The 14,728-nt window shown below is 36.7% G+C and carries 15 protein-coding genes; 14 read left to right on the top strand and 1 reads right to left on the bottom strand.

Annotation, left to right across the window (positions count from 1 at the left end; genetic code table 11):
* Positions 1–91: 91 nt before the first annotated feature.
* The 3 genes from G5W_RS0108775 to G5W_RS0108765 all read left to right on the top strand — a co-directional run bounded on the left by G5W_RS0108775 (position 92) and on the right by G5W_RS0108765 (position 3,501).
* Positions 92–1,372 carry a Glu/Leu/Phe/Val family dehydrogenase gene (locus tag G5W_RS0108775; RefSeq protein ID WP_010095949.1) on the top strand — a complete coding sequence of 427 codons (1,281 nt, stop codon included), beginning with the start codon at positions 92–94 and terminating at the stop codon, positions 1,370–1,372.
* Positions 1,373–1,455: 83 nt separating this feature from the next.
* On the top strand, positions 1,456–2,439 hold the full coding sequence (locus tag G5W_RS0108770) for a YpdA family putative bacillithiol disulfide reductase (protein ID WP_010095948.1): 984 nt from the start codon (positions 1,456–1,458) through the stop codon (positions 2,437–2,439).
* Between the two features lie 15 nt (positions 2,440–2,454).
* Complete coding sequence (locus G5W_RS0108765; RefSeq protein ID WP_010095947.1) at positions 2,455–3,501, top strand: LLM class flavin-dependent oxidoreductase; 1,047 nt, start codon at positions 2,455–2,457, stop codon at positions 3,499–3,501.
* A gap of 40 nt (positions 3,502–3,541) precedes the next feature.
* Here G5W_RS0108765 and G5W_RS0108760 read toward each other — a convergent pair whose 3' ends face one another.
* A complete protein-coding gene (locus G5W_RS0108760) occupies positions 3,542–4,513 on the bottom strand; it encodes an asparaginase (RefSeq protein WP_010095946.1) in 972 nt (323 codons plus the stop codon).
* 90 nt (positions 4,514–4,603) lie between these two features.
* Here G5W_RS0108760 and prsW point away from each other — a divergent pair, with 90 nt between their 5' ends.
* The 11 genes from prsW to G5W_RS0108705 all read left to right on the top strand — a co-directional run bounded on the left by prsW (position 4,604) and on the right by G5W_RS0108705 (position 14,724).
* Positions 4,604–5,245: a glutamic-type intramembrane protease PrsW gene (prsW, locus tag G5W_RS0108755; protein ID WP_010095945.1), complete on the top strand. Its 642-nt coding sequence runs from the start codon at positions 4,604–4,606 to the stop codon at positions 5,243–5,245.
* 144 nt (positions 5,246–5,389) lie between these two features.
* Positions 5,390–6,322 (top strand): spore cortex-lytic enzyme, encoded by a 933-nt coding sequence (gene sleB, locus G5W_RS0108750; RefSeq protein WP_010095943.1) that lies wholly within the window; start codon positions 5,390–5,392, stop codon positions 6,320–6,322.
* Positions 6,323–6,336: 14 nt separating this feature from the next.
* Entirely contained in the window at positions 6,337–7,677 is a 1,341-nt protein-coding gene (ypeB, locus tag G5W_RS0108745) for a germination protein YpeB (protein ID WP_010095941.1), read from the top strand.
* Between the two features lie 99 nt (positions 7,678–7,776).
* Complete coding sequence (locus G5W_RS0108740; RefSeq protein ID WP_010095939.1) at positions 7,777–8,439, top strand: flagellar brake protein; 663 nt, start codon at positions 7,777–7,779, stop codon at positions 8,437–8,439.
* Positions 8,440–8,536: 97 nt separating this feature from the next.
* Positions 8,537–9,208 (top strand): (d)CMP kinase, encoded by a 672-nt coding sequence (gene cmk / locus G5W_RS0108735; RefSeq protein ID WP_029191069.1) that lies wholly within the window; start codon positions 8,537–8,539, stop codon positions 9,206–9,208.
* A gap of 150 nt (positions 9,209–9,358) precedes the next feature.
* Complete coding sequence (gene rpsA / locus G5W_RS0108730) at positions 9,359–10,492, top strand: 30S ribosomal protein S1 (RefSeq protein WP_010095935.1); 1,134 nt, start codon at positions 9,359–9,361, stop codon at positions 10,490–10,492.
* An 83-nt stretch (positions 10,493–10,575) separates the two neighbouring features.
* Positions 10,576–11,184, top strand: a complete 609-nt coding sequence (locus G5W_RS24850; RefSeq protein WP_420178289.1) for a YphA family membrane protein — start codon at positions 10,576–10,578, stop codon at positions 11,182–11,184.
* 11 nt (positions 11,185–11,195) lie between these two features.
* On the top strand, positions 11,196–12,086 hold the full coding sequence (locus tag G5W_RS0108720; protein ID WP_010095932.1) for a YIEGIA family protein: 891 nt from the start codon (positions 11,196–11,198) through the stop codon (positions 12,084–12,086).
* Between the two features lie 2 nt (positions 12,087–12,088).
* Positions 12,089–12,274: a capping complex subunit for YIEGIA gene (locus G5W_RS0108715; protein ID WP_010095930.1), complete on the top strand. Its 186-nt coding sequence runs from the start codon at positions 12,089–12,091 to the stop codon at positions 12,272–12,274.
* An 88-nt stretch (positions 12,275–12,362) separates the two neighbouring features.
* The gene (der, locus tag G5W_RS0108710; protein ID WP_010095927.1) at positions 12,363–13,673 is read left to right on the top strand and encodes a ribosome biogenesis GTPase Der; all 1,311 of its coding nucleotides are present in this window, start codon (positions 12,363–12,365) and stop codon (positions 13,671–13,673) included.
* A gap of 13 nt (positions 13,674–13,686) precedes the next feature.
* On the top strand, positions 13,687–14,724 hold the full coding sequence (locus G5W_RS0108705; protein WP_010095926.1) for an NAD(P)H-dependent glycerol-3-phosphate dehydrogenase: 1,038 nt from the start codon (positions 13,687–13,689) through the stop codon (positions 14,722–14,724).
* Positions 14,725–14,728 lie beyond the last annotated feature (4 nt).

Raw genomic sequence — 14,728 nt, 5'->3', positions numbered from 1 at the left:
ATTTATATATTGCATATTTGTTTTTAACGTGTATACTAATCTCTGAGAATAGCTATTATAAATATTTATTTGTTCCTTAGGAGGTAAATTCATGGTAGCCGAAAAAGCAGCAGATTCTACCAAAGAGAAAAATAGTCAATTGGATGTTCTGAGTTCAACTCAAACTGTTGTAAAAAACGCACTGGAGAAATTGGGTTACCCTGATGAAGTTTATGAGTTGTTAAAAGAGCCTCTTCGTATGATGACAGTTAGAATTCCTGTACGTATGGATGATGGTTCAACTAAAATCTTCACTGGATATCGTGCGCAACATAATGATGCAGTAGGACCTACTAAAGGGGGAATTAGATTCCACCCAGACGTAACAGAAAGAGAAGTAAAAGCATTATCTATTTGGATGAGTTTAAAAGCAGGTATCGTTGACCTTCCATATGGTGGAGGAAAAGGCGGAATTATTTGTGATCCTCGTGAAATGTCATTTCGTGAACTAGAAGCCTTAAGTCGCGGATATGTAAGAGCAGTAAGTCAAATCGTAGGACCTACTAAAGATATTCCTGCTCCAGACGTATTCACAAATTCACAAATTATGGCATGGATGATGGATGAATATAGCAGAATTGATGAATTTAACAGCCCTGGTTTCATCACAGGTAAACCAATTGTTTTAGGCGGATCACACGGTAGAGAATCTGCAACGGCAAAAGGGGTTACAATTTGTATTAATGAAGCTGCTAAAAAGCGTAATATGAGTGTAGAAGGTGCTAAAGTCATTGTTCAAGGATTTGGTAACGCAGGAAGCTTTTTATCTAAATTCTTACACGATGCAGGTGCAGTAGTTGTTGGTATATCGGATGCTTATGGAGCGTTATATGATCCGGAAGGTTTAGATATCGATTATTTACTTGATCGTCGTGACAGCTTTGGAACAGTAACGAAACTATTCGATAATACGATTTCAAATAAAGAATTATTAGAATGTGAATGTGATATTCTTGTACCAGCAGCTGTAGAAAATCAAATAACAAAAGAAAATGCCCATAATATCAAAGCAAGTATAGTTGTTGAAGCAGCAAATGGACCGACTACTATGGAAGCTACTAAAATTCTTACTGAAAGAGGCATCTTGTTGGTACCGGATGTACTTGCTTCTGCAGGTGGGGTTACGGTTTCATACTTTGAATGGGTACAGAATAATCAAGGATTCTATTGGACAGAAGAAGAAATTGAAGAGAAATTATATCAAAACATGGTGAAAGCTTTCAATTCAATTTATGATACTGCAGAAACGAGAAGAGTTGATATGCGCCTTGCTGCTTACATGGTTGGTGTAAGAAAGATGGCAGAGGCATCACGTTTCCGTGGATGGGTGTAAGGTAATAATTTATTTAAAAACTCTTATCATACAATAGATAAGAGTTTTTTGGTTTTGGCAGATAGGAAAAGGAAGTGTTAGATATGAGACAGAAGGAAAAGGTTATTATTGTTGGGGCGGGGCCATGTGGACTTGCTTGCTCTATAGCATTACAAAATGAAGAAATCGATGCATTAATTCTTGAAAAAGGTAATGTCGTAAATTCTATTTATCATTATCCAACCCACCAAACCTTCTTCAGTTCAAGTGAAAAGCTGGAAATTGGTGGAATCCCTTTTATCACAGAGCGACAAAAACCTGTGAGGAATCAAGCGTTAGCCTACTATCGAAATGTTACAGAACGGTTGAAGCTTCGTGTGAATTCTTTCGAAAAAGTTATGACAGTTAGAAGAGAAGACCAGAAATTTATCGTTACGACAATAGAGGAGTCTGGGGAAGAAAAGCAATATGAAGCTAATTTCGTAGTTTTTGCTACAGGCTATTATGATCAACCGAATTATATGAACGTACCAGGAGAAAATCTTCCAAAGGTTAAGCATTATTTTAAAGAAGGTCATCCGTACTATAATAAAAATGTTACAGTTATTGGTGGTAAGAACTCTGCCGTCGATGCTGCACTTGAATTGCATAAGGCGGGAGCTAACATTACAGTACTTTATCGTGGAGAGACCTATTCAAAGAGCATTAAGCCTTGGATCTTGCCGGACTTTGATTCTTTAGTTCGCAAGGATATCATAAAAATGGTTTTTCATGCACATGTGAAGAAGATTACGGATGACTATGTCTATTATACCGTACAGGATCGAGAGGAAAAAATTGCAAATGACTTTGTTTTTGCAATGACAGGCTATCGACCAAATTTCGATTTAATCAAAAGTATTGGCGTGCAATTTAATGAAGAAAATGGTAAACCACTCTATGATGAAGCTACATATGAAACAAACGTAAATGGAGTTTTTGTTGCTGGTGTAGTGGCTGCTGGTAATAACAATAATGAGATATTTATTGAGAATGGACGATTCCATGGAGCACAAATCGCAAAAGCTATCAAGCAAGCTATTTCATAAAAAGGAGATTTTATAATGGAGATTGGGATCACAACATTTGCTGAGACAACACCAGATGTTCACACAGGGAGAGTACTAAGTCATAGTGAAAGAATTCGTGATGTTGTAGAAGAGATAGTTCTAGCTGATCAAGTCGGCTTAGATGTCTTTGGAGTAGGCGAGCATCATCGTAAAGATTACGCTGTTTCTACACCAGCAGTAGTATTAGCTGCAGCAGCCGCTCGTACAAATCGTATTCGTTTGACTAGTGCTGTTACGGTATTGTCATCGGATGATCCAGTTCGTGTTTATCAAGAGTTTGCAACGGTAGATGCGATATCAAATGGTCGTGCAGAAATTATGGCTGGTAGAGGTTCTTTCATCGAATCATTTCCGCTGTTTGGATATGACTTACAGGACTATAATGAACTCTTTGATGAAAAATTAGAGTTATTATTAACGATTCGTGAATCGGAGATTGTTAATTGGGAAGGTAAGCATAGGGCATCCATACATAATCGTGGTGTATATCCACGCTCCGTACAGAATCCTATTCCTGTTTGGATAGCTAGTGGTGGTACACCGGATTCGGTTATTCGTGCAGGGCTACTAGGTCTTCCCCTTGTTTTGGCTATTATCGGTGGAAGTCCACTTCAATTCGCACCCTTAGTAGAGCTATATAAAAGAGCTGCGATTAAAGCCGGACATGATCCATCGAATCTTACTGTAGCATCCCACTCTCATGGGTTCGTAGCGAAGAGTAATGAGGAGGCAATTGAAAAGTTCTTCCCGCCAACGCAACAGGCAATGAATGTACTTGCAAAAGAACGTGGTTGGGCGCCGTATACTAGAGACACATTTGATCATGCGTGTAGTCTAGAGGGAGCATTGTATGCTGGAGATGTACAAACTGTTGCCGAGAAGATTATTTTCCTTCGTAAAAATGTTGGGATAACAAGATTCATGCTTCACGTGCCAGTTGGTTCTATGCCACACGAAGAAGTGATGCAGGCCATACGATTATTAGGAGAAGAAGTAGCACCAATTGTTCGATCTGAAGTTAATAAATGGGAAAATGGTTAATATAAAGTAAAAACATGCACCATAATCAGGTGCATGTTTTTTAATAGTCATTTTCAAATATTTCTCTTATTACAGTTATATCAAAATTATTCTCTAAAGCAATCATTAATTTTAATCTTGCTTTAGGTCCTGTTAATCCGTTGGTAAAAATAACTCCCAACTCTTTTAACTGCTTTCCGCCACCCTCATAGGCATAAGTTGGTTGTACAGTCCCTCTAAAACTTCTTGAGACCAAAACGATAGGGATGTTATTTGCCAATATTTTCTTTATTGCTGGCATTACGTCTTTAGGTAAGTTACCTTGTCCTAACCCCTCTAAAACAATTCCATCGGGATTCCCCTTACAGATTAGCTCCAATATGTTACTGTCCATTCCAGCATACGCCTTTAATAAAGGGACATTCTTTGTGATAGTAGTAACTGGATAGGTAGTGCGTGTGACGAGCTGATGGTGAAAAATAATGGATTCTTTTGTAATGATCCCGATAGGCCCATATTGTGGACTCTGAAAAGTCGCGATATTACTAGTTGAAGTCTTCGTGACATTGATTGCACTATGAATTTCATCATTCATCACTACTAGTACACCTTTAGAATAAGCATCAGGACTTTGGACTACACGTATAGAACTTATTAAATTATATAGGGCATCAGAACCGATTTCATTACTAGATCTCATTGCTCCTGTTAAAATGACAGGCTTTTCACTATCTAATACCAAGTCTAAAAAATATGCCGTTTCTTCTAGTGTATCTGTTCCGTGTGTAATAACAACTCCATCGTATTCTAACAATAATTCTTCTACCTTTTGAGCAAGTATTAACATATGTTTTGGTGTTATATGGGGAGATGGTAATGAGAATTCCATGTGCTCATCAATAAAGATGTCTTCTCCAAAGTTGTATGGAATGTTAGATAAAGGGTGCTCATTCGTCGTATTTACTTCTCCTGTTTCTTTATTTTCTAGCATCGAGATAGTTCCACCTGTATGAACAATAATAATCTTTTTCATCAATACACCTGCTTTTCTTACGAAATATGTATTTCCAATTGTCTGGTAAAATGGTACGATTAATGTAATTAGGAGGGGAAGGGTTTATATATGTTGGCAATAATCTCCCTAGGGATGGCTCCAGCTTTAGGCCTAATGTCATTTTTTTATTTGAAAGATAGAATAACTGAGCCACTACCATTAATTATTAGAACATTTATATATGGATGTTTACTTGTATTTCCAATCATGTTTATCCAATATGCATTTGAAAGTGATCAAATTGGGAATTTATTTGTTCAATCCTTCTTTATTGTAGCTCTTCTGGAAGAGTTTTTTAAATGGTTTATTTTTCTCTACGTCATCTATCAGCATACCGAATTTGACGCTCACTACGATGGTATTGTTTACGCTGTTGCCATCAGTCTAGGTTTTGCTACAGTAGAAAATATTCTCTATTTACTGGCTAACGGTATTGAATATGCTGTCAGTCGTGCGTTATTTCCAGTTTCATCACATGCATTATTTGGTGTCATTATGGGCTATTACTTTGGTAAGGCAAAAATGAATCAGCAAAACAGATTAGGAAATATAGTATTAGCTTTAGGTCTTCCTGTTACCTTACATGGAATTTATAATTTTATTTTAGGTTTCGTAACGGATAACTGGGCATTATTTGTCGTACCTTTTATGGTATTACTTTGGTTCTTTGGTTTACATCGAATGAAGGTAGCAATAGCCAGTTCGTCATAATCTATAAATAAAGAGACTATAGGGTCTCTTTTTTATTTTCGAGAATTTTAATATAGCCCAATTATGAATTACATGCATAAATTAGCAGTTTCATCGAAAAATAGATAGTACAACTAGACAATCATGAAAGTGAGAGGTATCAACATGACATTTAGAAAATACATCTTGTTAGTTATTATATGTCTATTTGCGATAGGACTTCAAGAAACATCTAATCCTAAAGAAGTAGATGCCTTTACGAATCAAATCATTCAGCGTGGATCAGTTGGTGATGATGTTATCGAACTACAGGCAAGACTCCAGTACATTGGATACTATAAAGGAAAGATTGACGGTGTTTTCGGTTGGGGAACTTACTGGGCACTACGGAATTTTCAAAAAGATTATGGGTTAACGATTGACGGTCTAGCAGGTTTGAAAACAAGACAAAAACTCGTCAATGTTTCGAAGTTTGATGGTAAGTGGGTACATACACAAATAGCAAAAGGAAATGATTTTACCTACTATGGTGGTACTGACTTAGCAAAGCAAACAAAACCTAACAGAAATGCTCCTAAAGGGAATACTGCACCACAACCAAAACAACAACCAAACCAAAATACACAAAATACGAATAACAATAACACGAATGCAACAAATAATACAGCCACTAATACCAATAATGCCAATCAAAATACAGCGAATACAACTAATAACACGGCAGTGAATGTACCACAAGGATTCTCGCAAAATGATATTAACCTCATGGCAAATGCTGTATATGGTGAGGCTAGGGGTGAGCCTTATGAAGGTCAAGTAGCCGTTGCAGCCGTGATTCTTAATCGTGTAGAAAGTCCCACATTTCCGAATACTGTAGCCGGTGTGATTTTCGAGCCTAGGGCATTTACTGCTGTAGCGGATGGACAAATTTGGTTAACTCCCAACGACAAAGCAAGAGAGGCTGTATTGGATGCTATCAATGGGTGGGATCCTACTGGAGAAGCTATATACTACTTTAATCCTGACACAGCAACATCGAGCTGGATATGGGGTAGACCACAAATCAAACGGATTGGTAAACATATCTTTTGTAAATAAAGGGGTGAAGAAATATGTTGCGATGGATAACAATTATTGTATTAGCAATTGGTGTAACTGGAACAGCGATATGGGGCTATAAAGAACATCAGGAAAAAAATGCAATATTAATACAAGCTGAAAACACGTATCAACGTGCCTTTCATGAACTTACTTATAATATGGATTTAATGCATGATAAGATTGGAACTGCAATTGCTATGAATTCCAAAGAAAGACTTTCACCACAGCTAGCAGAGATTTGGAGATTAACATCAGATTCCTTATCGAACGTTGGTCAGCTTCCTTTAACTTTATTGCCATTTAATAAGACAGAGGAGTTTTTATCCAAAATAGGAGACTTCACGTATCGAACAGCAATTCGAGATTTAAAGAAAGACCCGTTAACGGATAAGGAATTAGATACTTTGAAAAATCTCTACACACAGGCTGGTAATATAAAAGATGAGCTGCGACAAGTTCAACACACAGCACTCGAAAACAATCTCCGCTGGATGGATGTACAATTAGCTCTAGCGACAGAGGATACACAGGCAGATAATACAATTATTGACGGATTTAAAACTGTAGAGAAAAAAGTAGAAGGCTTTGCAGAAGGGAATATTGATTCGGCAATATCTGGGACATCCTCAGAGAACCATAAATATGAAAATGTGGAAGGTCCAAAAATTGATGAGAATGAGGCATTGAACTATAGTAAAGATATTTTTAATATCAAGGCAACGAAGGACTTGAGAGTCACCACTACAGGTGATGGCGCAGATATACCACTATACAGCGTGTCCTATTCGGATGGAAAGAAAAATGCATATCTGGATTTAACACAACAAGGAGGACACCCTATTACATTATTAGTGGATCGACCTGTAGGTGAAAAGCAAATAAGTCTAAATGAAGGCTATAAAATAGCAGAAAAATATATTCAAGAACATAATTTCGAAAGTATGGAGCTGTTAAATAGTAGCCAGTATGAAAATGTTGGGATATACTCGTTTATTTATAATCAAAATGGTGTAAGAGTTTTTGCAGATGCTATCGAGGTAAAGGTGGCACTAGATAATGGTGATATACTTGGATTAACCGCTAATAACTATTTTCTTAACCATCACAAGAGAGAAATACCTAAACCAGGGCTTAGTACCGAGCAAGCTAAGGACTTTGTCAACCCAAATGTTGCAATCCAGGAAGATTATCTAGCAGTGATTACTAATGACCTTGGTGAAGAAGTACTGACATACGAGTTTCTCGGTATATTAGGTGATGATACCTATCGGATCTTTATTAATGCAATGGACGGAACAGAAGAAAAAGTAGAAAGACTGAATGGAAAAGAGATAAATTATGCAGGTATTTAATTGGGAAAGGTATTAGTCCTTTCCCTTTTTGTTTTTTTTTGTGATAATAAAAGAAAAGATAAAATTACAACTCTGCGAAGATATAAATGGGGGATAAACATGAAAATTGGCGTTTTTCTAACGATAGAAGCATATAGCGAGGAACATAAACAAAATGAAAAATATCGTTGTAAAGTAGTGGATAAAGACAATAAGTATTTATACATCGATTATCCAGTTCATCTAAAAATGAAGCGAACAAGCGCATCTTTTCGTGTTGGGACAAGAATGAAAGCCGAATATTTAGGAGACGATCAATCTGTCTATCGCTTTAAAACAGAAGTAAAGAAAAGAAATAAAGGAAAAATTCCCACTCTCGCATTAGAAATCCCAGAATCGGATAAAATCGAGAGAATTCAACGTCGAGAATATGTTAGAATTGAAACGGCAGTAGATGTAGCTTTACATAGTGTATATGATAATTTTGCTCCTTTTGCAACTGTTTCAGTTGATTTAAGTGGTGGTGGATTATCTGTTGTGGTTCCAAAAGATATCCATATAAATGATGGTGAGGAAATAATGGTACACCTTGTTCTTCCTATGCAATCTGGTGAGTATCATTATCTAGAATTAAAGGGAGAGATTATACGCTTGATCCACAATGTGAATTCAGCTAATACCGCCTCCATTAAATTAAAATCATTAGATGAATTGGACAAACAAATTATTATTCGTTTTTGCTTTGAAAAGCAACGAGAAGCTAGACAGAAGGAAATGCATTAATAGTTTATCATACTTTTGTATCATTTACTGGGAGGCTATTATAGCGGGAACCAGGATGGCAACTTTTGATTTACAATGAGAGGAATGAATGAAAAAAATGAACAAGAAGATTGCGATTGCAATTGATGGCCCAGCTGCAGCTGGTAAAAGTACAGTAGCGAAAATAGTCGCTAATAAATTAAATTATATTTATATTGATACGGGGGCAATGTACCGCGCTATTACATTAAAGGCATTAAAAAGTTCAGTAGACGTCAATGATGAGTCTGATTTAGTGAATTTACTAGCAGAAACAACTGTTAAGTTAATACAAGGTGAAGATGGGCAACGTGTATTATTAGATGATATTGATGTCACGCTTGATATTCGAACAAAGGATGTGACAAATAATGTCTCTTATGTTGCACAACATCCGAAAGTTCGAATGGATATGGTAGCAAGGCAACAATTGCTAGCTAAAGAACGCGGGGTAGTAATGGATGGTCGTGATATAGGAACAAAGGTTATACCGGACGCAGAAGTAAAGATTTTTTTAATTGCTTCGGTAGATGAACGTGCCAAACGTAGACATGTTGAGAACTTAGAAAAAGGTTTCCCATCCGATTTGGAAGAATTAAAAAAAGAAATTGAAAAAAGAGACTTAATTGATTCTGAACGTGAAGCTTCTCCATTGATTAAAGCTGACGATGCGATAGAAATAGACACGACTTCTTTAACAATTTCTGAGGTTGCGGACCGTATATTGGATGAAGCGAATAATATTATCTAAATTTATAGATGATAAGAGAAAAGTCCTAGAATCCATTTATATCTGGTTTTAATCTTGACAAATATAGTCAAATATTAGAAGTTATAAAAGAAAGTATTTTATTCAGAATATTAAACTGGTAATTGGCTGTTTGGATAAGGAGGAAATAGTATGAATGAAACAAATCAAGAGAACTTAGATTTTCACGTAGGAGATAAAGTAACTGGAACGGTTGTCAAGATAGAAGACAAGCATGTTTTAGTTGATATTGGTTATAAAACGGAAGGAATTATTCCGATTAGTGAATTGTCTGCTCTTCATGTAGAAACTCCGAACGAAGTAGTTAACGTTGGGGATACACTTTCTTTAACTATTAAAAAGATTGAAGATGATGAAGTGATTCTTTCCAAGAGATTGGTGGATCAAGAAATGGCCTGGGGAGATTTAGAAGCTAAATTTCAATCAGGTGAGGTATTTGATGTCCAAGTAAAAGAAGTAGTCAAGGGTGGATTAGTTGTTGATGTTGGTGTTCGCGGATTTATTCCTGCCTCACTAGTGGAGACCCATTTTGTGGAAGACTTCGCTGCATATCAAGACAGAGTTTTAGCGGTTCAATTAGTTGAGTTAGATAGAGAACAAAATAAAGTAATTTTGTCACATCGAGCAGTTATCGAGCAAGAGCAAGCCAGCAAAAAATCTAAATTGCTTCAATCATTAGAAGTAGGACAGGTATTAGAAGGTACCGTACAACGGATTACGGATTTTGGAGTATTTGTAGATTTAGGTGGAATGGATGGATTAGTACATATATCTCAACTATCCCATGAACGTGTAAGCAAAGCTTCGGAAGTTGTTTCAGAAGGAGAAAAAATAAAGGTAGAAGTACTATCTATCGACCATGATAATGAACGAATTGCATTATCTAGAAAGAAAGTACTACCAGGTCCATGGCAAGGAATGGAAGAGAAAATTCAACCAGGTCAAGTACTAGAAGGTACGGTTAAACGTTTAGTAAACTTCGGTGCATTTGTAGAAGTATTACCGAACGTGGAAGGCTTAGTGCATATATCTCAAATAGCAAACCGTCATATTGGCACTCCACATGAAGTATTAGAAGTTGGGCAAAAGGTAACGGTGAAGGTTCTCGATATTAACGAGAAAGAAGAAAGAATGTCATTAAGTATTAGAGAAATAGAAGAAGAACAGGAAGCACAAGAGTATCAGCAATATGCAAAAGATGAGGAACAAACAGGTTTTCAATTCGGAGATCTCATCGGAGATAAATTAAATAAGTTTAAACAATAATTAAAATTAAAAGATGTCTTCTAGGGCGCTGGGGCCTAGAGGACATCTTTTTTGTTTAAAAATCTATCATCCAAGCAATAATAATGAGGGTGGGTGAACTGGGTATGGAAGGTTTGTATTTTTACTGGATTAGTTGGATATTTTGGATCTTGACGACATTTTTAATGCCGAAAAACGACACTAGAACCAAATTTACTATCTGGGTATTAATAACCATTAGTGTTTCAAAGCTTTACTTAACAATAGATTTCTTAGATATTTCCTGCAGCTATTTAGCAATTCTAATCGGGGGGTTTTTATTTTTGGCAAGCTTAAAATATAAAGGCTTACAAATGTTTTCTGCCTTTACTGTCATGATTGGCTATTCTAGTATGCTTATTTGGGAAACAAATGCACCGGTTTGGCTGTTCATGCCAAGACTAATTATTATTCCGTTATTATGTGTATTCCTGACGATAATGGTGTCTAAGCAATACTACAATAGATTGGCTAATTGTATCATTGGTCTATGTGGCGGAGAGTTTGTCTATGGCTTATTACTCTCCAATTACACCATTTCAAAAACCATTGGGGATGCCATGTTTTTAGATACATTATTCATAACCCTATTATTATTAGGTATCATAGAGATTTTACAACGTGGGAAAGAGAAAATTATTGCTTTTCCTAGCAACAAAACAAACAGCATTTGAGGTGGCAAATAATGAATGAATATACTATGCCTATAGTATTTGGTGTAGCAATTGGAACGATCGCTAGGATATTAATGCTACGTACAGATTATCGTCAATACCCTACATATCTACACGGAAAAATTATTCATGTTGCTTTGGGTTTTATTGCAGCATCACTAGGTGCTGTAGCTGTTCCTGCCTTAATGGAAATGAACTTTACTGCAGTAACATTTTTAACAGTTGCTGCAACACAGTTCCGGGAAGTTAGAAATATGGAGAGAAATACCTTGACCGAAATAGATGGTGATGAGCTTGTTTCTAGAGGAAAAGCCTACATAGAAGGTATAGCAATTTCCTTTGAAAGTAGAAACTATCTCGTCATACTGACTGCATTTGTTGGAACGCTATTTTATTTAATATGGGATATATACGTCGCTGTTATAGGGGGAATTATTTGCTTAATAATAAGTAAAGTTCTTCAAAGCGGCAGTACGATAAAGGATATTGTTGACATTGAATATGTTGCACCTCATTTTGATGGTGCTGGCCTATATGTAGACAACATTTACATTATGAACATCGGATTACCAGAGAGACAAGAGGAGATTCTAAAATATGGCATGGGGTTTGTACTGAAGCCAAAAAATATCAACGTTGTGAATACAATCGCGCACTTAGGACAAAGACAAGCAATCTTGCATGATGTATCCGTATCATTAGGCGTATTCCGTGATTCAGGTACTCCTGCATTAGTTCCGTTAATTAAACGGGATTTAGATGATGGGAGAATTGGGGTGTTTATTCTACCTCAAATCCGCGACAAAGAAAAAGCTAAGGAAATAATTGGAGCAGTTCCGGTGTTGGAGACTGCTATTCGAATGCCATCAAGATCCGATACACATAACGAGGAGGTCAAGTAGTTATGGTTATTGAGAAGTCGGTACTTGCGATTATTACTACGAATAAAGAAAAGGTGTCAGGCGGTGCACCTATTTTTATTTGTCATGATTTTGACGAATTACAGAAATATGCAGCAAATCTAGAAGCCATATTAGACGGGATTGCACATGCACTTAGTGATGAGGTATTTATCATCGTAAAACATTAATGATTGTTAATAGTGGTTTCTTTTGCTAGAATAAATAAAGTTATAAAATCGTAACTTTATACATAATAGAGAGAGGATGTTCCTTTCGATGAGGAAAGCAGTAGTAGCCATTGTAGGGCGACCAAATGTAGGAAAATCTACTATTTTTAATAGATTAGTTGGAGAAAGAATATCAATCGTGGAAGATATTCCAGGTGTAACACGAGATCGTATTTACTCACAAGCGGAATGGTTAAATACAAATTTCAATTTGATTGATACTGGTGGGATTGAAATAGGAGACGAACCGCTATTAATTCAAATGCGTCAACAAGCAGAGATTGCTATTGATGAAGCGGATGTCATTATATTTATTGTAAATGCGAAGGAAGGGATTACAGCAGCGGATGAAGAAGTAGCTAAGCTTCTATACAAATCCAGTAAACCTGTCGTTTTAGCAGTAAATAAAGTGGATAATCCAGAGATGCGTGATGAAATATATGAATATTATTCCTTAGGATTTGGCGAGCCATTTCCCATTTCAGGTGCGCATGGTTTAGGGTTAGGGGACTTATTAGATGAAGTTGTAACACATTTTCCTCAGTTTGAGCAAGAATCACATGATGAGGATACCATATACTTCAGTCTGATAGGGAGACCTAACGTAGGGAAATCCTCTTTAGTGAATGCGTTATTAAATGAGGAACGTGTCATTGTTAGTGATATCGAAGGGACAACTAGAGATGCGATTGATACCCATCTGAATAAAGATGGACAAGACTATGTTATTATTGATACCGCTGGAATGCGTAAACGTGGAAAGGTATATGAGTCAACTGAGAAATATAGTGTACTCCGTGCGTTACGGGCGATTGAACGTTCCGACGTTGTATTAGTTTTAATTGATGCCGAAACGGGTATAAGGGAACAAGACAAAAAGATTGCAGGATATGCACATGATGCTGGTAGAAGTATTGTTATCGTAGTAAATAAATGGGACGCAATTGAAACAGATGAAAAAACAATGAAAGAATTTGAAGAAAAAATTAGAGCTCATTTTCAATTCTTGGACTACGCTCCAATTGTATTTTTATCTGCTAAAACGAAAAAGCGTTTGCACACATTATTACCGATGGTCCAATTAGCGAGCGAGAACCATGCAAAACGAATTCCTACTAATGTTCTTAATGATGTCATCATGGATGCAATCGCAATGAATCCAACACCGACATTAAAAGGAAGAAAATTGAAAGTATTATATGGGACTCAGGTGGCTGTTAAGCCTCCAGCATTTGTCATCTTTGTGAATGAACCTGAATTAATGCACTTTTCTTATGAAAGATTTTTAGAAAATAAAATTAGAGATGCATTTGGATTTGTTGGAACTCCGATAAAAATATTTGCAAGAAGAAGGTCATAGGGAGGAGAACAGTGTGAAAAAGATAGCTGTTTTAGGTGCTGGTAGTTGGGGAACTGCCTTGAGTATTGTGTTAGCAGATAATGGACATGATGTTCGTTTATGGACACATCGTAAAGAGCAAGCGGACCAAATTAATACAACACATAAAAATGAACATTACTTAGAAATCATGATTCCGGAGAAGATTCGTGCCTTTCATGATATGAAAGAAGCCATTCAGGGTGTAGAAGTAATCGTATTAGTTGTCCCTACAAAAGCAATACGAGAGGTAAGTCAGCAATTAGATAAGATGTTGGATACTGCACCAGTTATTATTCACGCAACTAAGGGCATAGAACCAGGTACATTAAAACGAGTATCTCAATTAATCGACGAAGAGATGAATCGTATCAATTATGAGGATATCGTGGTATTATCTGGTCCAAGTCATGCAGAAGAAGTAGGTCAAAGACAGCCTACAACCGTGACAGTAGCATCCATTAACGAAGATAATGCAAAAATTGCTCAGAACCTATTTTTTAATGAAGTGTTCAGGGTCTATACAAGTAATGATGTTATAGGTCTAGAACTTGGTGGTGCACTTAAGAACATTATCGCGCTTGGAGCTGGTATTTCGGATGGCTTAGGATACGGTGATAACGCAAAGGCAGCATTAATTACAAGAGGACTCGCTGAAATAACGAGATTGGGTACGTATTTAGGAGCAAATCCGTTAAGTTTTCTTGGGTTGCCTGGTGTGGGGGATCTTATTGTAACCTGTACGAGTGTCCATAGTAGGAATTGGAGAGCAGGTAATTTGCTTGGAAAAGGGAAAAACCTCCAAGATGTTCTAGAGCAAATGGGAATGGTCGTTGAAGGAGTGCGTACAGCGGAAGCGGCATATCAGTTTGCACAAACTGAAAATATTGATATGCCTATTACTTTTGGAATCTATGATATTATCCATCATGGTAAGCGACCTAAAGATGTTGTAGAACAATTAATGAATCGAACTAAACGAGAAGAAATGGACGACCTTGCCTCTTTATTAAAGAACCGTTACGCACGCTAACACA

It is taken from the genome of Ornithinibacillus scapharcae TW25 (assembly GCF_000190475.1).
Classification (GTDB): Bacteria; Bacillota; Bacilli; order Bacillales; family Amphibacillaceae; genus Ornithinibacillus; species Ornithinibacillus scapharcae.
Note: the sequence above shows the minus strand (reverse complement) of the source record. Positions and strands in the feature narration are given on the sequence as shown.

Bases quoted from the DNA above. Each gene is read 5' to 3' on its own strand.
- rpsA (WP_010095935.1), top strand. From the start codon at position 9,359: ATGAATGAAACAAATCAAGAGAACTTAGATTTTCACGTAGGAGATAAA.
- G5W_RS0108740 (WP_010095939.1), top strand. From the start codon at position 7,777: ATGAAAATTGGCGTTTTTCTAACGATAGAAGCATATAGCGAGGAACAT.
- G5W_RS0108775 (WP_010095949.1), top strand. From the start codon at position 92: ATGGTAGCCGAAAAAGCAGCAGATTCTACCAAAGAGAAAAATAGTCAA.
- G5W_RS0108760 (WP_010095946.1), bottom strand. From the start codon at position 4,513: ATGAAAAAGATTATTATTGTTCATACAGGTGGAACTATCTCGATGCTA.
- G5W_RS0108770 (WP_010095948.1), top strand. From the start codon at position 1,456: ATGAGACAGAAGGAAAAGGTTATTATTGTTGGGGCGGGGCCATGTGGA.
- prsW (WP_010095945.1), top strand. From the start codon at position 4,604: ATGTTGGCAATAATCTCCCTAGGGATGGCTCCAGCTTTAGGCCTAATG.
- G5W_RS0108715 (WP_010095930.1), top strand. From the start codon at position 12,089: ATGGTTATTGAGAAGTCGGTACTTGCGATTATTACTACGAATAAAGAA.
- sleB (WP_010095943.1), top strand. From the start codon at position 5,390: ATGACATTTAGAAAATACATCTTGTTAGTTATTATATGTCTATTTGCG.
- G5W_RS24850 (WP_420178289.1), top strand. From the start codon at position 10,576: ATGAGGGTGGGTGAACTGGGTATGGAAGGTTTGTATTTTTACTGGATT.
- G5W_RS0108720 (WP_010095932.1), top strand. From the start codon at position 11,196: ATGAATGAATATACTATGCCTATAGTATTTGGTGTAGCAATTGGAACG.
- ypeB (WP_010095941.1), top strand. From the start codon at position 6,337: ATGTTGCGATGGATAACAATTATTGTATTAGCAATTGGTGTAACTGGA.
- cmk (WP_029191069.1), top strand. From the start codon at position 8,537: ATGAACAAGAAGATTGCGATTGCAATTGATGGCCCAGCTGCAGCTGGT.
- der (WP_010095927.1), top strand. From the start codon at position 12,363: ATGAGGAAAGCAGTAGTAGCCATTGTAGGGCGACCAAATGTAGGAAAA.
- G5W_RS0108765 (WP_010095947.1), top strand. From the start codon at position 2,455: ATGGAGATTGGGATCACAACATTTGCTGAGACAACACCAGATGTTCAC.